General features: G+C 67.6%; 20 protein-coding genes, 1 pseudogene and 1 riboswitch. Of the genes and pseudogenes, 10 read left to right on the plus strand and 11 right to left on the minus strand.

All coding sequences use genetic code 11. The features are described from left to right. Nucleotides 1-162 precede the first annotated feature (162 nt). The 4 genes from ACN22W_RS22575 to ACN22W_RS22590 all read left to right on the plus strand — a co-directional run bounded on the left by ACN22W_RS22575 (nucleotide 163) and on the right by ACN22W_RS22590 (nucleotide 2,779). Nucleotides 163-678 carry a YbaK/prolyl-tRNA synthetase associated domain-containing protein gene (locus ACN22W_RS22575; protein ID WP_193100451.1) on the plus strand — a complete coding sequence of 172 codons (516 nt, stop codon included), beginning with the start codon at nucleotides 163-165 and terminating at the stop codon, nucleotides 676-678. Between the two features lie 61 nt (nucleotides 679-739). Next, nucleotides 740-1,378, plus strand: a complete 639-nt coding sequence (locus ACN22W_RS22580) for a helix-turn-helix transcriptional regulator (RefSeq protein WP_129514974.1) — start codon at nucleotides 740-742, stop codon at nucleotides 1,376-1,378. 60 nt (nucleotides 1,379-1,438) lie between these two features. Further along, complete coding sequence (locus ACN22W_RS22585) at nucleotides 1,439-2,413, plus strand: threo-3-hydroxy-L-aspartate ammonia-lyase (RefSeq protein WP_419689471.1); 975 nt, start codon at nucleotides 1,439-1,441, stop codon at nucleotides 2,411-2,413. Between the two features lie 117 nt (nucleotides 2,414-2,530). Then, complete coding sequence (locus tag ACN22W_RS22590; RefSeq protein ID WP_419689472.1) at nucleotides 2,531-2,779, plus strand: hypothetical protein; 249 nt, start codon at nucleotides 2,531-2,533, stop codon at nucleotides 2,777-2,779. Between the two features lie 36 nt (nucleotides 2,780-2,815). Here the strand turns inward: ACN22W_RS22590 and ACN22W_RS22595 are convergent, their stop codons facing one another. From ACN22W_RS22595 to ACN22W_RS22615, 5 genes are read right to left on the minus strand one after another with little or no spacing between them, the layout of a single operon-like run. Beyond that, the gene (locus tag ACN22W_RS22595) at nucleotides 2,816-3,640 is read right to left on the minus strand and encodes an SDR family NAD(P)-dependent oxidoreductase (protein WP_419689473.1); all 825 of its coding nucleotides are present in this window, start codon (nucleotides 3,638-3,640) and stop codon (nucleotides 2,816-2,818) included. 1 nt (nucleotide 3,641) lies between these two features. Next, complete coding sequence (locus tag ACN22W_RS22600) at nucleotides 3,642-4,517, minus strand: SDR family NAD(P)-dependent oxidoreductase (protein WP_419689474.1); 876 nt, start codon at nucleotides 4,515-4,517, stop codon at nucleotides 3,642-3,644. Nucleotides 4,518-4,547: 30 nt separating this feature from the next. Beyond that, a complete protein-coding gene (locus tag ACN22W_RS22605; RefSeq protein WP_419689475.1) occupies nucleotides 4,548-5,540 on the minus strand; it encodes an NADP-dependent oxidoreductase in 993 nt (330 codons plus the stop codon). A 50-nt stretch (nucleotides 5,541-5,590) separates the two neighbouring features. Next, on the minus strand, nucleotides 5,591-6,223 hold the full coding sequence (locus ACN22W_RS22610) for a Dabb family protein (protein ID WP_419689476.1): 633 nt from the start codon (nucleotides 6,221-6,223) through the stop codon (nucleotides 5,591-5,593). After that, complete coding sequence (locus ACN22W_RS22615; protein ID WP_419689477.1) at nucleotides 6,213-6,557, minus strand: hypothetical protein; 345 nt, start codon at nucleotides 6,555-6,557, stop codon at nucleotides 6,213-6,215. The genes ACN22W_RS22610 and ACN22W_RS22615 overlap by 11 nt, the downstream gene beginning before the upstream one ends. A 166-nt stretch (nucleotides 6,558-6,723) precedes the next feature. On the opposite strand from ACN22W_RS22615, the gene ACN22W_RS22620 reads away from it, so the two are divergent. From ACN22W_RS22620 to ACN22W_RS22635, 4 genes are all read left to right on the plus strand, one after another. Then, on the plus strand, nucleotides 6,724-7,782 hold the full coding sequence (locus ACN22W_RS22620) for an AraC family transcriptional regulator ligand-binding domain-containing protein (RefSeq protein WP_419689478.1): 1,059 nt from the start codon (nucleotides 6,724-6,726) through the stop codon (nucleotides 7,780-7,782). A gap of 89 nt (nucleotides 7,783-7,871) precedes the next feature. Continuing rightward, nucleotides 7,872-8,065, plus strand: a riboswitch (cobalamin riboswitch). 346 nt (nucleotides 8,066-8,411) lie between these two features. Further along, nucleotides 8,412-10,340: a TonB-dependent receptor domain-containing protein gene (locus ACN22W_RS22625; RefSeq protein WP_419689479.1), complete on the plus strand. Its 1,929-nt coding sequence runs from the start codon at nucleotides 8,412-8,414 to the stop codon at nucleotides 10,338-10,340. 129 nt (nucleotides 10,341-10,469) lie between these two features. After that, nucleotides 10,470-11,042 carry a TetR/AcrR family transcriptional regulator gene (locus tag ACN22W_RS22630; RefSeq protein WP_419689480.1) on the plus strand — a complete coding sequence of 191 codons (573 nt, stop codon included), beginning with the start codon at nucleotides 10,470-10,472 and terminating at the stop codon, nucleotides 11,040-11,042. A 22-nt stretch (nucleotides 11,043-11,064) separates the two neighbouring features. Next, nucleotides 11,065-12,102, plus strand: coding sequence for an alpha/beta hydrolase (locus ACN22W_RS22635; RefSeq protein ID WP_419689481.1), 1,038 nt, complete (start codon nucleotides 11,065-11,067; stop codon nucleotides 12,100-12,102). On the opposite strand, the gene ACN22W_RS22640 is transcribed toward ACN22W_RS22635, so the two are convergent. Further along, on the minus strand, nucleotides 12,099-12,731 hold the full coding sequence (locus tag ACN22W_RS22640; protein ID WP_419689482.1) for a LysE family translocator: 633 nt from the start codon (nucleotides 12,729-12,731) through the stop codon (nucleotides 12,099-12,101). The genes ACN22W_RS22635 and ACN22W_RS22640 overlap by 4 nt on opposite strands. A gap of 116 nt (nucleotides 12,732-12,847) precedes the next feature. Here ACN22W_RS22640 and ACN22W_RS22645 point away from each other — a divergent pair, with 116 nt between their 5' ends. Next, nucleotides 12,848-13,309, plus strand: coding sequence for an Lrp/AsnC family transcriptional regulator (locus ACN22W_RS22645; protein ID WP_129514986.1), 462 nt, complete (start codon nucleotides 12,848-12,850; stop codon nucleotides 13,307-13,309). A gap of 130 nt (nucleotides 13,310-13,439) precedes the next feature. Next, nucleotides 13,440-14,213 carry a hypothetical protein gene (locus ACN22W_RS22650; protein ID WP_419689483.1) on the plus strand — a complete coding sequence of 258 codons (774 nt, stop codon included), beginning with the start codon at nucleotides 13,440-13,442 and terminating at the stop codon, nucleotides 14,211-14,213. Between the two features lie 114 nt (nucleotides 14,214-14,327). Here the strand turns inward: ACN22W_RS22650 and ACN22W_RS22655 are convergent, their stop codons facing one another. From ACN22W_RS22655 to ACN22W_RS22675, 5 genes and pseudogenes are all read right to left on the minus strand, one after another. Continuing rightward, nucleotides 14,328-15,632, minus strand: coding sequence for a collagen-like triple helix repeat-containing protein (locus ACN22W_RS22655; protein WP_419689484.1), 1,305 nt, complete (start codon nucleotides 15,630-15,632; stop codon nucleotides 14,328-14,330). A gap of 314 nt (nucleotides 15,633-15,946) precedes the next feature. Continuing rightward, a pseudogene (locus tag ACN22W_RS22660) lies at nucleotides 15,947-16,048 on the minus strand (copper-binding protein); the annotation flags it as partial. Between the two features lies 1 nt (nucleotide 16,049). Then, nucleotides 16,050-16,841, minus strand: a complete 792-nt coding sequence (locus ACN22W_RS22665) for a DUF2182 domain-containing protein (RefSeq protein ID WP_419689485.1) — start codon at nucleotides 16,839-16,841, stop codon at nucleotides 16,050-16,052. Then, the gene (locus tag ACN22W_RS22670) at nucleotides 16,838-17,482 is read right to left on the minus strand and encodes a DUF1326 domain-containing protein (protein ID WP_419689486.1); all 645 of its coding nucleotides are present in this window, start codon (nucleotides 17,480-17,482) and stop codon (nucleotides 16,838-16,840) included. Before ACN22W_RS22670 ends, ACN22W_RS22665 begins: the two co-directional genes overlap by 4 nt. Before the next feature lie 178 nt (nucleotides 17,483-17,660). Then, entirely contained in the window at nucleotides 17,661-17,960 is a 300-nt protein-coding gene (locus ACN22W_RS22675) for a hypothetical protein (RefSeq protein WP_419689487.1), read from the minus strand. Between the last annotated feature and the right edge of the window lie 20 nt (nucleotides 17,961-17,980).

Here is a 17,980-nt window from a genome sequence, read left to right on the forward strand (position 1 = left end):
CGATCCCCTTTTCCCGATGACCACGGCCGCCACCCCGTGACAACCCACACTTCCACCCGCCATGACAAAACGTCTATAATTGGACAATCCATCGACCACCTCGCGGCATACGCTTCATCCCGTGCGCGCGGCGATTCCCCGGCCCAGCCTCCCCGGAGCGACATGAACGCCTACCCCGTTTTCGACACGCTTTGCGACCTGCTGACCACCTCCGGCGCACGCTTCCGCGTGCTGGAGCATCCGGCGGAAGGTAAATCCGACGTCATCGCCGCGATCCGCGGCACGCGCCCCGAACAGGGCGCGAAAGCGATGCTCTGCACATTCAAGGACGGCGGCGACACAACCGCGCTCGCCGTCATCCCCGGCCACCTGAAGATCGACTTCCGCAAGGTCGCCGATGCCGTCGGCCGCCGCAAGGCAACGCTCGCTTCTCCCGACCTCGCAGCCGCCGTCACGCGCTGCGTGATGGGCGCCGTGCCGCCGTTCGTGTTCGACGCCAACGTGACGCTCGTCGTCGACCCCGCGCTGGTCGAACGCAATGCCGAGATCGCATTCAACGCAGGCCGCCTCGACCGCTCGGTCGTGCTCGACGCAGCCGACTACGTGCGGATCGCGCGCCCGTTGCTGGCCGACATCACGCGGCCGGAAGCGGTGGACGGCGACGCACTCGCCGGATGACCGTTTCCGGCGCCCATTGCATCGACGCAGAACCACCCGCCTCACTGAACGCAAATACACCATGACCACCACCCGGAACAAAGCGCTGTCGGAGCAGGCGTCGCTGATCGAACAGGTGCAGCGCATCGCCGAAGGGCTCGGCGAGATGTTCGCGCCATTCACCGAGGTCGTGGTCCACGACCTGCGCACGCCGCAGCACGCGATCCTCGCGATCCACAACAACCTGTCCGGACGCGCGGTCGGCGATCCCGCGACCGAGCTCGGCCTCGCCCGCATCGCCGACGACGATTTCCCGCAAGTGCTCGCGAACTACCCGAACCGTTTCGCCGACGGCCGCACCGCGAAAAGCACGTCGATCGGCATCAAGGATTCGACCGGGCGCTACGTGGCCGCGCTGTGCCTGAATGCCGACGTCACGCTGTTCCGCGGCTTCCAGGGCATGCTGAACCAGTTCTGCGCCACGGATGGCGAAACCGTCGCCGAAACGCTCGACCCGGCCGGCGCGGACGCGATCCGGCAACGCATCGACGCGTTCGCGTCGCGCCTCGCGACGACACCGCGCGAACTGAAGACCGACCAGCGCCGCGAGCTGATGCAGGCGCTGAAGACCGACGGCTTCCTCGAGGTGCGCCGCGCGATGGAAATCGTGTCGCAGCATCTCGGCGTATCGCGCGCGACGGTGTACAACGATGCGAAATGACGCGTGCGCGTCGTGCGCGCTGCTTTCCTGTTGACTGATCTTTCCGACCCTCGAACCATCATGAACTCTCCGACTCTGCCTACGTACGACGACGTTGCCGCCGCCGCGGCCCGGCTCGCAGGCCATGCCCACCGCACGCCCGTGATGACGTCGCGGACGATCGACGAAGCGCTCGGCGCGCAGGTGTTCTTCAAGTGCGAGAACCTGCAGCGCATGGGCGCCTTCAAGTTTCGCGGCGCATTCAACGCGCTGTCGCGCTTCGATGCGGAGCAGCGCCGCCATGGCGTCGTCGCGTTCTCGTCCGGCAACCATGCGCAGGCGATCGCGCTGTCGGCACGCATTCTCGGCATCCCGGCAACGATCGTGATGCCGCAGGATGCGCCGGTCGCGAAGATGGACGCAACGCGCGGTTACGGCGGCAACGTCGTGACCTACGACCGCTACACCGAGGATCGCGAGCAGATCGGGCGCGATCTGGCGGCGAAGCACGGGCTCACGCTGATCCCGCCCTACGACCACGCAGACGTGATCGCCGGCCAGGGCACGGCGGCCAAGGAACTGTTCGACGAAGTCGGCCCGCTCGACGCGGTATTCGCACCGCTCGGCGGCGGCGGGCTGCTGTCGGGCACCGCGCTCGCCACGCGTGCGCTGTCGCCGCGCGCAACGTTGTACGGCGTCGAACCCGAAGCCGGCAACGACGGCCAGCAATCGTTCCGGTCCGGCGCGATCGTGCATATCGACACGCCGCGCACGATCGCCGACGGCGCGCAGACGCAGCATCTCGGCAACCTGACGTTCCCGATCATCCGCCGCGACGTCGACGACATCCTGACCGCGACGGACGCGGAATTGATCGACTGCATGCGCTTCTTCGCGACTCGTATGAAGATTGTCGTCGAGCCGACCGGCTGCCTGTCGTTCGCCGCGGTGCGACGGATGAAGGACCAGCTGCAGGGCAAGCGCGTCGGCGTGGTGATCAGCGGCGGCAACGTCGATCTCGAGAACTTCTGCAAGCTGGTGTCGGCATCGGCATGAGCGTCGCGGCGCGCGGGAACATCCGGTAATCCGCGCGCCGCCGCTCCTTCACGTCGCGTTAAGTTTCGCGCCCTAGACTGATTACGTTGTCCCGCAGTCAGTCGTGAAGGAGCCAACATGAACACGCACGCGATCGTCGCCGCCGCCCTGGTGGCCGCCTCCCTTTCGGCGTTCGCTCAACCGGGCGTTACGTCTTCCGGTTTTCCCGCCGCATCGCCACGCGATGCAGTCGCGCAGGCGACGCATCGTTCGCCCGCCGCGCTGCCGTCCGCCGGCTTCGTGCTCGCGAAGATCGATCAGAACAATACGCCGCCCGATCGCGGCGGCGACCCGAGCGGCCGCGCGCACGCCGGCACCCGTATGTAAGCGCCACACGCCGGTCGCCGCTGCCGCGCCCGGCCCTCAGAACGACGGCAGCGACGGATCGCGTGCGGCGAGGATGTCATCGGTGCGCCGCTGCAGCGCGCCGTCGATCGTCTCCGGCTGCGGAATCAGCCAGTAACGCCCTTCGCGGATGCCGTCGAACACCCGCTCGGCGAACGCGTCGGGCGTGAGCCCGTGCGCGCTCAGCATCGAGCGCATCGTGTCGACGAAGCCGCGCACCTCGGGCCGGTCGTGCACGGCGCCGAACGGATCGTTGAAGATGTCCGACTGCACGGGGCCCGGCGCGAGCAGCGACACGCTGACCGGCGCGCCGAGCATCTTCAGTTCGCCGTACAGCGATTCGGTGAGCGCGACCACCGCGAATTTCGTCGCCGAATAAGGCGACATCAGCGGGCTCGGCAGGAAGCCGCCGACCGACGCGGTATTCACGACGCGCGCCGGCACGTTGCGTTCGAGCATCCGCGGCACGAAGCTGCGGATCCCGTTCAGCACGCCGTGCACGTTGATCGCGAAGCTGCGCTCGAAGCGTTCCGGCGTGATTTCCCAACTGAAGCCGGTCGCCATCACGCCCGCGTTGTTGAACAGCAGATCGACGCCGCCGAAGCGCCGCCATGTGGCGTCGGCCAGCGCGTCGACGGCTTCCGGCCGGCTGACGTCGGTCGGCACGCACAACACGTCGGCATCGAGCGTCGCGGCGAACGCGTCGAGCTTCGCCGGATCGAGATCGGCCAGCACGACGCGCATGCCGAGTGCGGCCGCATGGCGCGCAAGCCCACTGCCGATGCCGCTGGCCGCGCCGGTGATCACGGCGGTGCCGCCGTCGAAACGAATCGATTTCGTCATATCAGAATCCTGTCGGGTCGATGTGGGGATGCGCGTACGCGGGAATCACGGGCGGCGGCAGCGGCGTGCGGCCGTCGAGCGAACGCACCGCGAGTTGCTGCGCGAGCGGGAAATGCAGGCTGTGCGTGACGAGGCCCGTGCGTTCGCGCGCCGGCAGGCTGCACAGCGCGAGAGCGGTTTCGGCGAGATACGCGACGTCCTCGGTCGGATAACCTTCGGGGATGTAGCGCGCGGCGCCGGGCGTGCGGATCGCCGTGCTCGGCGCGACGAGATTCACCGCGATGCCGTCCGCTTCGAGTTCGGCCGCGAGCCCCTGCGTGAAGCGCGACAGCGCAGCCTTCACCGCCGCATAGACGGTCGCGCCGCCCACCCGCGAGAAATCGTCGAACGGCCGCAGCGGCGGCAGCGCCGTCACCGAACCGATGTTGACTATCCAGCCGGCGCCGCGTGCACGCATCAGCGGGATCGCGGCCTGCGCCAGTGCGAACGGAATGCGCAGGTAGTGTTCGATCGTCGTGTCGAACATCGTCATCGGCATCGCGTCGACGCATGCGTAGTCGGCCACGCCCGCGTTGTTGACGAGGATGTCGAGGCCGCCGGCCGCATCGACCGCGCGCCCGACGAGTGCATCGCGCTCGGCCGCGTTCGACAGGTCGGCCGCAAGCGCGATCGCGCGACCGCCGGCCTGTTCGATCAGCGCGACCGTTTCGGCGAGCGTGCCGGCGGTGCCGGCCGATTGCGTAAGGCTGCGCGCTGTGACGACGACGGTCGCGCCTTCGGACGCGAGGCGCTGCGCGATCGCGCGGCCGATGCCGCGGCTCGCGCCCGTCACGAGCGCGCACTTGCCGGCCAGGATCGGGGCTCGGGTGTCGGTCATTTTGTCTCCTGTGATTTGAGTGCGGGCCATTCAGCCGGCGATATCCGCAACGTGCAGCACGAGCTTGGTTTTCGCCTCGCCCGTTTGAACGAGATCGAGCGCCCGTGCCGCCTGTTCGAGCGGGAAACTGTCGAAGCGCGGCACGCGCAACGCGCGCCGGCCGAGGCGTTCGGCAATCGACGCGAGCGTGTTGCCGCTCGGCATCCGGCTGTAGGTCATCGCGGTGCGCAGCCCGCGCCGCGCGGCTTCAGCACCCGTCGCGGCCAACCGCTCGGCGTCGCCGGCCGCGAGCGTCATGATGTTCACCAGCGTGCCGCCCGGCGCGAGCAGGTCGAGTGCGTCGGGCAACGTGTCGCCGCCGACCGCGTCGAGCACGAGATCGACGCCGCAGGGCGCCCATGCACGCACCGCTGCCGCGATGTCCTGCGCGCGGTAGTCGATGCTCGCGGCCGCGCCCAGCGATTCGACCGTGTCGCGGTTGCGCGCGGAACACGTCGCCGCGACATGCGCACCGGCCTGCACAGCCAGCTGGATCGCAAACGTGCCGACCGCGCCCGCGCCGCCGTGCACCAGCACGGTCTGCCCCGCGCGCAGCCCGCCGTCGTCGAACAGGCCGGCCCATGCGGCCAGCGCGGGCGTCGGCGTGGCGGCCGCTTCCGCGAAGCTCACCGCGTCGGGCAGGCGCACGACCGAGTCGTGGCGCACCGCGACGTACTCCGCATACGCGCCCCAGCGCCCCGCGCCAACGTCGGTCTGCGCAAACACGCGCATGCCGGGCGCGAAGCCGTCGACGCCGTCGCCGACCGCTTCGACCACACCCGCCGCATCGAAACCGATCACGAACGGAAACGTGTACTGCATGAACGCGCCGAGATAACCTTCGCGGCATTTCCAGTCGGCGGGATTGACGCCCGCGTATGCAACGCGGATCAGCACGTCGCCGGGGCCCGGTTTCGGTGCGGGAACGTCGGCCAGCCGGAAAGCGTCGGAATGGCCGACTCGGTCGATCAGAAGGGCTCGCATTTTCGTGTCTCCAGGATTTTGGGCTGGCTCGTTGCGCAGTGCGCCGCGCGTCACGCCGCCGTGTCGGCCAGCAGGCTCGACGCGAGCGGACAGAACGCATGCGAGATCGCGTCGACCGTCCAGTCGGGGCTTTCGGCGTCGAACCGGCGGTCGACCCAGCCCCAGTGATACGGATGCATCAGGTATTCGCCGAGCAGATCGCCGACCTGCGCGAATTCCTGTTGCCATACGTGCGTCCATGCGCCGGGCGTCACGATCCGGCTCAGGCGCCAGTTGCGGATGCCACGCATGAACGCGGGCATCTGCAGCAATTCGTGCTCCAGCGACGCGACCTGCGCTTCGCTCACCTGCGGCCGCACGCGCAGCATCAGCGTGCGCCAGATGCCATCGCGCAACGCCGGTTCGCGCAGGCCGCCGCCGATCGCACGGCAGGCCGCGCCGTCGATGCGCTCGATGCCCGGCAGTCGAGCCAGCGCAGCGAAATCCGCTGCCGAATCGACCGCCCGTTCGTCGCGCAGCACGTCGAGCGTGTAATCGCCCGCGCCCCAGCTGCCTTCCAGATTGCGTGCGAGGGCCACACGGGTTGCGCCAGGCAACGCCTGCGCGGCGTCGCGCAATGCATGCTCGATTGCGCTGGCGTCGCGATCCACCGATACGAACACCTGTGCCGTGTCATGCCGCATGGTCGACCTCCGTCAGCGCGGGCAGCGGCGCATCGGCGTCCGTCATCACGTGGCGGCGGCGTGCGTCGCACAGCCCATCGACCGCTACCCAGAACGCGACCACGTCGCCATCGGTCAGCGCACGCATCCGGTAATAAGCCGGCGCATCGTCGACCTGCCACGTCAGCCACAACGTGCTGGGCTGCCCCGGCACCGCAACGGGCGGCGACACCCAGCGGCCGGCCGCCGTCAGCCCGCGCGCCGCGTGGCCCGGCAGATAGCGGTCGCGCAGCAGTGCGAGCACGTCGGGAATGCGCTCGGGTGCGAGCGTGATTTCATCTACGATCTGGATCATTCGCGTGTCGTCCGTGGTCGTTCGTGGCGGGATGCGTGGCCGGCCTACGCCGTTCCGGCGAGGCCGAAGGCGGCCGGCGTGACTAGCATTCTTGCGTGGCGACGGTTCACGGACCCCTACCGGCCCGCTCACCGGCCCCTGTCGCAACGATCAGAACGGGAGACACATGAAACAGCGCGCCATGCCGTCCAGTGGCCGGGTCCTGCCGGGCCTCGACGCGCGCCTGCTGAGCGAACTCACGCGCAGCGGCGCGCCGCCGCCCGACCGCGATGCGCAGCCGCGGCAAGATGCGACGGCGACGCGCGGCTTCGTCGCGCTCTACCGCGACGCGATCGAGCGGCTCGAGGCACAGGTCGCGCGCGGCAACGGCCATCCGCCGATGCGCAAGCAGGAAGTCGACCTGATGTGCCGCTGCCTGCTGAGCTGCGCGACGCTCGCCGACGCGATCCGCTGCGCGCGTGACTTCTGCGAGATGCTGACGCCGCGCGCCGGTGCGCTGTCGCTCTCGGTGCGCGACGCCCGCGCGACGTTCCGGATGGACTCGCTGCGCCGCACGCGCAGCCCGGCCGCATGCCTCGTCGACCTGACGGGGCTGCTCTGCTATCTGCAGCTGTTCGGCTGGCTGATCGGGCAGCCGCTGCGGCCGGACGAAGTCTGGCTCGGCCATCCGCGCCGTGACGACGCGATGCCGCTGCTCGGCTTGTTCAACGCGCCGGTCGACGTCGGACGGAAAACCTACGGCTTCTCGTTCGATGCGGCGCGGCTCGACAACCGCGTGATCCGGCAGCCGGGCGAGCTCGACGCGTTTCTCGTCGATTTCCCGTTTCGTCTGATCGATGCGGCACCGGCCGTCGTGTCCTGGGCGCAGCAGGTGCGCGGTTTTCTCGATGCGGCGCTCGCGCGCGAACAGGCGCTGCCGGCACTCGCGGAACTGGCCGCATGGCTCGGCGTCAGCGAAGCAACGCTGCGGCGCCGGCTCGCAACCGAAGGCAGCGGATATCACGTGCTGCGCGAGCAATGCCTGGCCGACGCGGCACGGCGATGCCTGCACGAGACGGACTGGCCGGTGACACGCGTGGCCGCGTTTCTCGGCTTCGGTGGCGAGGAGGCGTTCCGGCGTGCGTTCGTGCGCTGGACCGGCGTCGCGCCGAGCCGGTTCAGGCGCGAGCGTGCAGCCTCGAACCCACCTGTTTCGTCAGACATGAAACGCGGCGTCGGTGCATAAAAGAAAGGATTTCGAAAGTTTTTACCAGGCAATGACGTTTTTTCGCATCCCCGCGCGACCGAAGAATTGACGTGCCGGAGTGCGCGCCATTACGCTTGCGCGCTGATGGTTCCCGGAGACGGGATCAAAAGGGAACGCAGGAGAGGCAGCGCCTCGAATCTGCGGCTGCCCCCGCAACTGTGAGCGGCGAATTCGTGCCACTGCGCGCCACTGGGAAACCGGGAAGGCCGGCACGGATGACGACCCGCGAGCCAGGAGACCTGCCATCGACCCGAGGTCCAAGCAGCCGCACCGGGCGGGGTGTCCCGATGCGCCAAGCACCGCCATTGGCGGTCGCCCGTTGCATGGACGGCCCGACCTCAGGATCCTTCAGATGTCCTTCGTTCCCGAATCCGCTTCCCCGCCGGAAGCGTCGCACCGGCACGCTGTCGGCAGGCGTGGCCTGCGTGGCCTGCCCGCACGCATACGGCTTGCGCCATCGATCGCGCCCTCCGGCATGTTCCGCGCCTGCACCCGCGACGGCCCGCCGCGCTGCCCGGCCACGCGATGACCCAGGACAAAACCGGCCGGCCCTGCCCGCCCCCCGCACACGATCGCCGTACGCGCAACACGCTCACTCTCGCTGCCTCATGAACATCCGTTATCTGCTTGCCACGTCCGCCGCCACCGCGCTGCTCTCCCCGATCGCCCATGCCGCCGGCGACGCAGCGCTCCCGCAGCCGTCCCAGCCCGCGGAAGGCGCCGACCTGCCGACGATCAGCGTGACCGACACGCGGCACTTGCCCGAATCGTTCGACCGGCGTTATGCGTCGACGCAGGTGCTCACGCGCGAGGATCTCGACCGGCTGTCGCCGAGCGACCCGAGCATCACGCAAGCACTCGCGACGCTGCCGGGCGTCACCGTTTCGCAGAGCGGCGGCCCCGGCTCATCCTCGTCGGTCAGCATTCGCGGCTCGTCGGCCAGCCAGGTCGCCGTGTTCATCGACGGCATCCGAATCGGCTCGCCGACTACCGGCATCGCACCGTGGGCCGACCTGCCGACCGAAGCGTTCGAACGCGTCGAAGTGATTTCGGGCCCGGCCGCCGCGTCGTTCGGCGCCAATGCGATGGGCGGCGTCGTACAGCTCTTCACGCGCCGTGCGTCCAACCAGCCGAACCAGACCACCGTCTCGTTCGGCGGCGGCTCGAACAAGACGTTCGACACGCAGTTCCGCACGTCGGGCACCGTGCCGTCGACGGGGCCGCTTGCCGCGCTCGGCGGTCTTACCTATTCGCTCGGGCTGCACGACTACAACACGGCCGGCATCGATGCGACGCGGCCCTTCTTCTCCGGTCACGAGGCCGGCCGCAATCCGTATCACGCGCAGGATCTCGATGCGCGCCTCGGTTACGCGCGCGACAACTGGTCGATCTCGACGTTCGCGCTGTATCACCGCTCCGATCTGTCCTTCGACAACCTCGGTTATGCGAACCGCGAGCTCGATCACCAGCTGACGACCGGTGTCGCGTTCCATCTCGACATCACGCCCGACACGCAGTTCGACCAGTCCTTCGGTTATGCGAACGATCGCCAGTTCATCTACGCGGACAACCCGGCCCTCGCGACCGACCAGATCAATTCGCAACGCTTCAGCATCTCGACGTCGCTGACGCATCAGGAGCACGGGTTCCGCCTGTTCGGCCTGCCGCTGTCGGGCGAATCGAAGCTGGCCTACGACTTCACGCGCGAACAGGCGTTCCTGCCGATCGACATTCCCGGCGGCGTGCCGACGCGCAACGACTCCGCGTTCTCGCTGCATCAGTCGGCGACGCTCGGCAGCGTGACGATGTTCCTCGCGGGTCGCCACGAGATCATCGCCGGGCAATCCGTGAACACGGGCAACGCCGCGTTGTCGTGGGCGATCACGCCGGTCTATACGGCACGCGTGTCGTACGGCAATGCATTCCGCCTGCCGAGCTTCAACGACCTGTATTACCCCGGCTACGGCAATCCGAACCTCAGCCCGGAACGCAGCACGTCGGTCGAGGCCGCGATCGACGCGAACACGTCGTACGGCACGTTCACCGCCGCGCTCTACGACACGCGGGTCAACAACCTGGTCGCCTACAACCCGGCGACGTTCTCGCCGATCAACATCGGCCGCTCGCATATTCGCGGCATCGACCTGTCGTACAAGGGGACGATCGGCCGCTCGACGCCGGTGAGCGTCGCGGTCGGCATCCTGAATCCGCAGGACGAGACCAACCAGACCTGGCTCAACCGCCGGCCGCGCCAGACGGTCAGCCTCAACGTCGACCACACGTGGGACGAACTGCACCTGCATGCGCTGAGCACCGGCGCGTCGCTGCTCTACGGCGGTTCGACGTTCGACGACCCGGCCAACACGCAGTATCTGCCGTCGTACCTGACGGTGAGCCTGCGCGCGTCGTACCGGATCAATTCGCACCTGACGGTGTCGGCATCGCTGTCGAACCTGTTCGACCGGCAGTACATGACCGCGTACGGCTACAACACGCTCGGACGCACCGCGTTCGGCAAGGTCAGCTACACGTTCTGACCGCCCCGTGCATCGGCGCCTGCGTCACGGGCGCCGGTGCGTATCGGCGCATCCGGCGCGCGCGGGAAATTGACATCGGCATAAAAACTAATAGAATTAGTTTTTTGACTAACCCGCATAGCATCCGTCATGGCGCGTGCCGGCATTACCGTAGACAGGCTCGTCGAAGCCGGCGCGCAGCTCGCCGATGAAACCGGCTTCGAGCAGCTCACCGGGGCAGCGCTCGCGCGGCACTTCGACGTCAAGCTGGCCAGCCTGTACTCCCATATCCCGAGTTTCGACGATCTCAAGAGCCGGATCGCGCTGTTCGCGCTGAAGGAACTCGCCGAGCGCGCGACCGACGCATTGGCCGGCCGCACCGGCAAGGACGCGCTGGCCGCGCTCGCGAACGTCTATCGCGACTATGCGCGCGCGCACCCGGGCCGCTTTGCGGCCGCGCGCCATCCGGTGAGCGCCGAGCGCGCCGCCGAAAGCGCGGGCGGCCGGCTCGTCAGGATGACCTCGGCGGTGCTGCGCAGCTACGACATTCCGGAAACCGAACAGGCTCATGCGATCCGCCTGCTGGGCGGCTTCTTCATGGGCTACGTGACGCTCGAAAGTGCGGGCGGTTTCTCGCACGGCGCGCCGGATTCCGACACGTCGTGGTCGCGCAGTCTCGATGCGCTGGACGTGATGCTGCGTCACTGGCCTTCGGCCGCATGACGCATCGAACGGAAATCTCGCGATGAAAGACAAACCTGACGGCGTCGTCCTGCCGAGCCGTGTCGTTCCCTTCCCGACCTCGATCAGCGACGAAGCGCGCACCGCGCTGCAACGGCTGGTCGGCGACGACGGCGTGCCGCTGAACGCGCGGCACGTGATGCCGGCGCCGGACGATGTCGACGCCTGGCTGCGCGTGAAGGCGGCCACCGATGCGCACTACGCGGCCGCCGTCGAGCAGCTCGGCGGCTATCTGCGTTCGAGCGTGGCAACGATCCGGGCCGGCGACGCGGACGTGCATGTCGCAACGCCCGACGCACCGGCTTCCGGCGAATGCGCGTACATCGACCTGCATGGCGGCGCGCTGATCTTCGGCGGCGGCGCGGCGTGCCGGGCCGGCGCGCGGATGCAGGCCGACCGGCTCGGCATCCGCTGCTACGGTGTCGACTACCGCCTGCCGCCCGAGCATCCGTACCCGGCCGCGCTCGACGATTGCATCGCGGCGTATGCGTATGTGCTCGAACGCTTTGCGCCGGAAAACATCGTCATCGGCGGCCGCTCGGCGGGCGGCAACCTCGCCGCCGCGATGGTGCTGCGCGCCCGCGACGAAGGCTTGCCGCTGCCGGCCGCGCTGGTGCTACTGTCGCCGGAAGCCGACCTGACGGAATCCGGCGACAGCTTCGAAACCAACCGGTTCGTCGACGTCGTGTTGCCGGCGTCGCTGATGCCGAACAACCTGCTCTACGCGAACGGCGCCGATCTTGCGCATCCGTATCTGTCGCCGCTGTTCGGCGATTTCGCCGCCGGCTTTCCGCCGACGTTCATCCAGAGCGGCACGCGTGACCTGTTCCTGTCGAACGCCGTGCGCCTGCACCGCGCGTTGCGCCGCGCGCAGGTGCCGACCGAGCTTCACGTGTTCGAAGGGATGCCGCATGGCGGGTTCATGGGCGCGCCGGAAGACATGGAACTGAGCCAGGAGATCGCGCGTTTCGTGCGTGCGCATCTGCAGGCGTTGAATGCGGCCGAAGGCGTTCGTTCGAACGGCGCCCCGCCGCAGGACTAGACCAGGCCGCGCACGCCCGCGACCAGCTGGATCGCGCCGAATGCCGCGATGACGACGGCCGACACGCGCGACAGCCCGTGCATGAACGCGAACGACATCTTCGTGCGCAGCGCGGCGGTCGCGCTGCTCAGGCACAGCCACCAGGTCGCGGAACCGATGAACACGCCGGCGACCATCAGCGCCACGGCCGGCCACATCGCGCCTTCCCGCGCGCCCGACAGCGGGCCCAGCGCCGCGAAAATGCCGACGAACGACAGGATCGTCATCGGGTTCGACAGCGTGAGGCCGAACGTCGTCAGGAAGTCGCGCAGGACGGTCGTGCGCGGCAGATCGCGTTGCATCGCCGACGCGGCCGGCGCCTGGCGCGCGATGGTCCACGCCAGCCACACGAGAAACGCGCCGCCGCCGATCTTCAGGCCGACGGTCAGCATCGGGAAGGCCGTGACGATGCCCGCGATGCCCAGCGCGCCGAGCAGCCCGTAGATCGCATCGGCGCACGCGGCACCGACGCCCGTCGCGAATCCCGCCTGAAAACCGCGGCTCAGGCTGCGCTGAATGCACAGCATGCCGATCGGGCCGACCGGCACCGCGATCGACAGCCCCATCACGACGGACTTGATGAACAGCATCGCCTGCTCCTTGCGACTTTCAACGGGTGGAACAGGCATCGTAGGGAAAGTCCGGTCATCGCTGAATGCGGTTTTTAAGGAAAAATGGCTGCTCCTCCTTAAAAAATCCCGCCGCGATGGATGAACTGGACTGGAAGGTACTGGCGCTGATGCAGGACAACGGCCGCATCAGCTATACGGAGCTGGCGCGCCAGGTTCACCTGTCGGTGCCGGCGGTGACCGAGCGCGTGAAGCGCCTTGAAGCGGCCGGCGTCGTCGACGGCTACACGGCCCGGATCAATCCGGCCGCAGCCGGCTATCCGGTAAGCGCGCTGATCGGCATCACGGTGCCGCAACCGGCGAAAGCGAAATTCCTCAAGTTGCTCGAGACGATTCCCGAAGTCGTCGAATGTCATCACGTGACGGGCGCGGACTCGTATGTCATGCGGTTCGTCGCCGTCAGCATGGCCCATCTCGAACAGCTGATCGAACGCATCAACCTGTACGGCGAAACGCGCACGTCGATCGTGATGTCGACACCGCTGCCGGCGCGCGGGCTGGCGCGGCCGCCGTCGAAGCTCGATGGCGGCCGCAAGTAGCCGGCCGACGCCTCGCCGACCGGCAGGTCCTGGTCCGAACCTCAGGCGACCGGTGCCGGCCGGTCACCTGAGCGACGGTTTCAAAAAGGCCCCATGGGGCGGTTAACTTTCGACGCGAGCTGCTGACCTCATGCATCTGAACGACCCGGGCAAACCGAGGTCGCGGGAGATGGCAAGGTTGACGCCCCCTGTTCACGGCCATAAGCTGGCCCTCGTTCCAATCGTGAAAAAGGCGCAACCCTTGAGAAAGCTCAATCAGGCAGTTCTTGCCGCGCTCGTCATCGGGTTTGCAACGAGTTTCGCGCACGCGCAGCAGCCGGCTGCGAGCAGCGCGGACGTCGCGTCGGCCACACCGGTCATGTACGTGCGGCCTTTCCAGGTCGTTCAGGAAAGCGACGGCTCGGGACGCTTGCTGTCCCGCACGCGGGCGACCATTCACGCGAGGTCGGCTAGCCAGAATGCCGGTGCGTTGGCGCAGGCCATCGTCCAGCAGCTCGGCAACGCGGGCGTCACCGCGCGTTATCTCGCGCCCGGCGAACCATTGCCAAGGGTCGCGTCGGGCTGGCTGATCGGCGGCATTTTCTATTCACGCGCCCCGAGCGGCCGCATTCAGTCGCTGCTGCAAGGCGGCTCGGGCGACGACAGCCCGAACACGGAAGTTTCGGTGACGATCGCCGACGCGGCCGGAGACGCCAACGTGCCGTTTGCGGTCATCGGCGTGGCGGATGCGATCAAGGCGCAAGGCACGGTGGCGAGCTGGAATCCGTACGTCGTTGCGGCGAAGTTCGTCGTCAAGAAAGCCGAGGGGACGACCGCGGTTGATTCGTTGGCGAAGGATATCGCCAGTCAGATCATCGGGCACCTGGATGCGTTGCAGCAGCATGCCGCGGCACCGCCGCATTGACGTGAAGCCAGGAGACGGCTTGCGCAAAAAGTTGACAGTCGCCATGCAACTTTTCTGAAGCCGTCTCCCAGGTCTTTGGGCACCGCTGCCTGTGCGACGTTCGGCGCCGATCGGCTATTTGCCAGCCACGCCGCCGAGCAGGCCGCCCACCAGCGACGTCACCGGCGCGAGCGGATTGCCGAGCGCGCCCAACGGATTGCCGCCTCCCGTGCCGGTCGCGGAGCCGCCGTGCACGGCCGCCGGCATACCGCCGACCACGCTCGTCACCAGGCCGGCGATCGGCACCGCGCCGTTCGCACCGCTCGGGTTCACGAGCCCGCCCACGTTGGTCACAGTATTGCCGACCGCACGGACGAGTTCACCGACACCACTCACGACCGGCTGCGGCGACGCCGATGTCACCTTCCATCCGGCCGACGTGATTGCCCCGCCGATTTGCCCGAGCAGGCCGGCGACCGGCTGGCCGAGGCCGGTTGCGGTGCCGACCTGTTGCGTGAGCTGGCCGGCCGTCGTCACGAGCGGCGTGATCGCCGTGCTGAGCGCCTGCGTTGCCTGCTGGACCGGGCCCGACGACAGCGCCGAGCCGAGCATCGTGCCGCCCGACTTCAGACCGCCGGCCACCGTGTCGAGCAGGCCGCCGACCGGCGTGGTGAGCGGTGCCAGCGGCGACAGCGGGCCGGAGCCGAGCGCCTTCACCGTGTCGGCGAGACCGCTGACCGGATTACTGGTCGAGCCGACGATCGTGCCGAGGCCGGCGACCGTCGAGCCGACCGGGTTCGTCGTGAAACCCATCTGACCGATGCCGTTGCTCACCGCGTTCGACGTATCGCGGATGAGCGTGCCGGCGCCGGTGACCGTGTTGGCAAGCCCGGTGGTCACGCCCTTGGTTCCGCCCGGAGGGCTTGCGCCGGCGATCGTGACGCCCACATCGGTGACGACCGAACCGACCGAGCTGATGATGCCGTTCGTGCCCGGCGTTCCGCTTGTGCCACTGCTGCTCGTGCCGCTGCTGCTCGTGCCACTGCTGCTCGTGCCGCTGCTGCTCGTGCCGCTGCTGCTTGTGCCGCTGCTGCTCGTGCCACTGCTGCTTGTGCCGCTGCTGCTTGTGCCGCTACTGCTTGTGCCGCTGCTGCTTGTGCCGCTGCTGCTTGTGCCACTGCTGCTTGTGCCGCTGCTGCTTGTGCCGCTGCTGCTTGTGCCGCTGCTGCTTGTGCCGCTGCTGCTTGTGCCGCTGCTGCCGCTCGTGCCACTGCTCCCGCTCGTGCCACTTGTACCGCTTGACGTACCGGTCGTACTCGTTCCGATGGTGTTACCGCCCGGTGTCGGCGAGGTAACGTCGTTGCCGCCGCACGCAGCCAGCGCGCACGCCGCGGCGATGGCGGCGAGCGCAACGTTCGCCTTGATGAAATGATTTTGCATGGAAGCCCCCGTAAGCTATTCAGCGCGATCATTTCAGCAAGCAGCTACCGTGCCATCTCCATCGGCGTCGTTAACAATCCTGCAACCGTCCAGCAGCGACCGTGCCGGCGGCCCTTTCCGGCACGACGCATTGCAAGCGAGTCCAGCCCTGCGGTTCAATCGACGCCGGCGTCCCGGCAATCTCACCGTAACATCGGCCCTGCGTTACGTAGCACGAATGGGAAAAACCCTGCCGCGACCGCGCATGCGCGGCATCTTCATCACGGCCGCTTCACAAGCTTGACGATCGTAAGCGTGTCGTTGACGCCTTCCACTCACACCCTGACACTGTCGCCCACATCAAGCGGCGCGATCATGGCCGCATCGGCGATCTTGAACGCCATCGTCATCGGCGGCATCCCGATGTCGTCGAGTGCATCACACGATCAACGTCACGCCAGCCCAGGCGATCAGCACGACACCCAGCGCGCGGCCGATACGTTCGCCGCCGGGCAGGATCTTTTCCGCGAACACGACGAGCGACAGCGCGGCAATCCAGACGACATTCATCACGCCGCCGACGAACAGCAGCGCCATCAGCAACCAGCAGCAGCCCACGCAATACATGCCGTGCCGCGCGCCGAGCAGGAAACTGCCGGCGACGCCCGGGCGCCAGTGCGCGACCAGGAACCCGGCCGGCGCACGGCATTGCCGAAGACACGCACGCTTCAGCGGCGAGAATTGATAGAGCCCGGCCAGCACCAGCACGATCGCGGACAGGACGGCGCTCTTCGACCACAGCATCATCGCGGAGATCAGCCCGGCCGGCTGCAGCAGCTTCTGAAGCAATGCCGCGCCGATCGAGAACGCGAGCCACGCGGTCAGATAACCGGCCAGCAGCGACACCGACGTGAACGCCGAACCCGCACCGTCCGCACTGCGATGCCGCAGCACGCGCCGGTACAGCATCACGAGCGGCGCCGCGCTGGGCGTCATCATCGCGATCATCATCACCCACCACATCACGATCACGGTCGGCAGCGACGGATCCATGCTGCCCATGTCGTCCGCGAGCCGATGCGGAAACAGCGCGACCGTCGTCATCTCCAGCGCCGACATGCCGGTTCCCGCGCCCGTCCACAGGTAGAACCAGCAGATGCCGACGAGCGCGGCCATGCCGAGCAGCGTGATGACGCGCTCGCGCCCGAGCCAGTTGTCGAGGGGAATCATGCCGCGACGCGATGCCGGATCAGCCCGTGGTTGTTCAGGTGCAGCCGCGCGAACTGCGCATAGGTGCCGTCGAGATTCAACGCGATGTTGCCTTGCGAGCGCCCCGAACCCGAACCGATCTCGGCCAACTCGTATTCGAAACCGTGCGGCAGGTCGATCCGCACGCGATGCTCGGCGCCTGTCACCGGGTTGCGGATCGGCTCGCCCTCGACGTCGAACACGCCGTCGACGTGAATCCGGCCGCGCCGTGCATCGACATCGACGTCAAAGTCGATCCTCGTGAAGATCGGCTCGAACGCGTGCTCGAGCGTCGACGCATACACCGAGAACATCGTCGCAAACGGATCGGTATCCTGACCGGTCATGATCTTCAGCACCGCCTCGCGCTGTGCCGGACTGGCACGTTCGTCGACGATCGGCTGGCACTTTCCCTTGCCTTCGTGGACGGGCCCCGGCCACTGAAACACGACCGCGATCCTGACACCGTCGAGCACCACGTCGCCGTAGTGGCCGCTGTCGATCGACATCGCGCCCATCGCTTCGCAATTGCCGTTGGTTGGCAACGCATTGAACTGGCAGGGGCAACCGTATGAACAATTGCAGCTGATCATTTCGGTGCCCTGAATCTCCCACGGCGTCATGACTCCACCTCGCGCTCAGTGACATGTGAACGCTTCGAATCTAGTGCACGCCACGGTGAAATCAAAGCAGGAACGAAGGCCTGTTTCGACGCATGAAAACCGTGCGCCACGGCGTCACGCAAGACGTTTCGAAGCACTCGCTTGAGGCTGCTCCGGCGACCGCCGTCTCACCCGGATCTCACACGAACAGCGAAGCGACGATCGCACACCACACCGCAATCGCGCCGCACAGAAACACGCGCCGCGCGACGAACATGCGCGACTCGTCGTCGGGGGTTTTCATCGGCGACGTCGCGAGAAACGGCACGCTGGCGAGACACGCGAAGCCCAATAGTGCGGGCAAGATCACGATGTAGTCGCCGAACCGCCAGGGCAGCGGCTCGTGCCATCCCCAGTAGCCGAGAAACAGCATGCCCAGCGAAAACATCGTCGCGGCGGCCGAACTGAGCGCGACCATCGATCCCGTCGGAAATTGCATGGGAGCCTCCGTTCGCGCCG

Source organism: Burkholderia theae, from assembly GCF_048565265.1.
GTDB classification, from domain to species: domain Bacteria; phylum Pseudomonadota; class Gammaproteobacteria; order Burkholderiales; family Burkholderiaceae; genus Burkholderia; species Burkholderia theae.

Excerpts from the sequence above, each read along its gene's own strand:
- ACN22W_RS22575 (WP_193100451.1), top strand. The coding sequence starts at position 163 with ATGAACGCCTACCCCGTTTTCGACACGCTTTGCGACCTGCTGACCACC.
- ACN22W_RS22580 (WP_129514974.1), top strand. The coding sequence starts at position 740 with ATGACCACCACCCGGAACAAAGCGCTGTCGGAGCAGGCGTCGCTGATC.
- ACN22W_RS22585 (WP_419689471.1), top strand. The coding sequence starts at position 1,439 with ATGAACTCTCCGACTCTGCCTACGTACGACGACGTTGCCGCCGCCGCG.
- ACN22W_RS22590 (WP_419689472.1), top strand. The coding sequence starts at position 2,531 with ATGAACACGCACGCGATCGTCGCCGCCGCCCTGGTGGCCGCCTCCCTT.
- ACN22W_RS22595 (WP_419689473.1), bottom strand. The coding sequence starts at position 3,640 with ATGACGAAATCGATTCGTTTCGACGGCGGCACCGCCGTGATCACCGGC.
- ACN22W_RS22600 (WP_419689474.1), bottom strand. The coding sequence starts at position 4,517 with ATGACCGACACCCGAGCCCCGATCCTGGCCGGCAAGTGCGCGCTCGTG.
- ACN22W_RS22605 (WP_419689475.1), bottom strand. The coding sequence starts at position 5,540 with ATGCGAGCCCTTCTGATCGACCGAGTCGGCCATTCCGACGCTTTCCGG.
- ACN22W_RS22610 (WP_419689476.1), bottom strand. The coding sequence starts at position 6,223 with ATGCGGCATGACACGGCACAGGTGTTCGTATCGGTGGATCGCGACGCC.
- ACN22W_RS22615 (WP_419689477.1), bottom strand. The coding sequence starts at position 6,557 with ATGATCCAGATCGTAGATGAAATCACGCTCGCACCCGAGCGCATTCCC.
- ACN22W_RS22620 (WP_419689478.1), top strand. The coding sequence starts at position 6,724 with ATGAAACAGCGCGCCATGCCGTCCAGTGGCCGGGTCCTGCCGGGCCTC.
- ACN22W_RS22625 (WP_419689479.1), top strand. The coding sequence starts at position 8,412 with ATGAACATCCGTTATCTGCTTGCCACGTCCGCCGCCACCGCGCTGCTC.
- ACN22W_RS22630 (WP_419689480.1), top strand. The coding sequence starts at position 10,470 with ATGGCGCGTGCCGGCATTACCGTAGACAGGCTCGTCGAAGCCGGCGCG.
- ACN22W_RS22635 (WP_419689481.1), top strand. The coding sequence starts at position 11,065 with ATGAAAGACAAACCTGACGGCGTCGTCCTGCCGAGCCGTGTCGTTCCC.
- ACN22W_RS22640 (WP_419689482.1), bottom strand. The coding sequence starts at position 12,731 with ATGCTGTTCATCAAGTCCGTCGTGATGGGGCTGTCGATCGCGGTGCCG.
- ACN22W_RS22645 (WP_129514986.1), top strand. The coding sequence starts at position 12,848 with ATGGATGAACTGGACTGGAAGGTACTGGCGCTGATGCAGGACAACGGC.
- ACN22W_RS22650 (WP_419689483.1), top strand. The coding sequence starts at position 13,440 with ATGCATCTGAACGACCCGGGCAAACCGAGGTCGCGGGAGATGGCAAGG.
- ACN22W_RS22655 (WP_419689484.1), bottom strand. The coding sequence starts at position 15,632 with ATGCAAAATCATTTCATCAAGGCGAACGTTGCGCTCGCCGCCATCGCC.
- ACN22W_RS22665 (WP_419689485.1), bottom strand. The coding sequence starts at position 16,841 with ATGATTCCCCTCGACAACTGGCTCGGGCGCGAGCGCGTCATCACGCTG.
- ACN22W_RS22670 (WP_419689486.1), bottom strand. The coding sequence starts at position 17,482 with ATGACGCCGTGGGAGATTCAGGGCACCGAAATGATCAGCTGCAATTGT.
- ACN22W_RS22675 (WP_419689487.1), bottom strand. The coding sequence starts at position 17,960 with ATGCAATTTCCGACGGGATCGATGGTCGCGCTCAGTTCGGCCGCCGCG.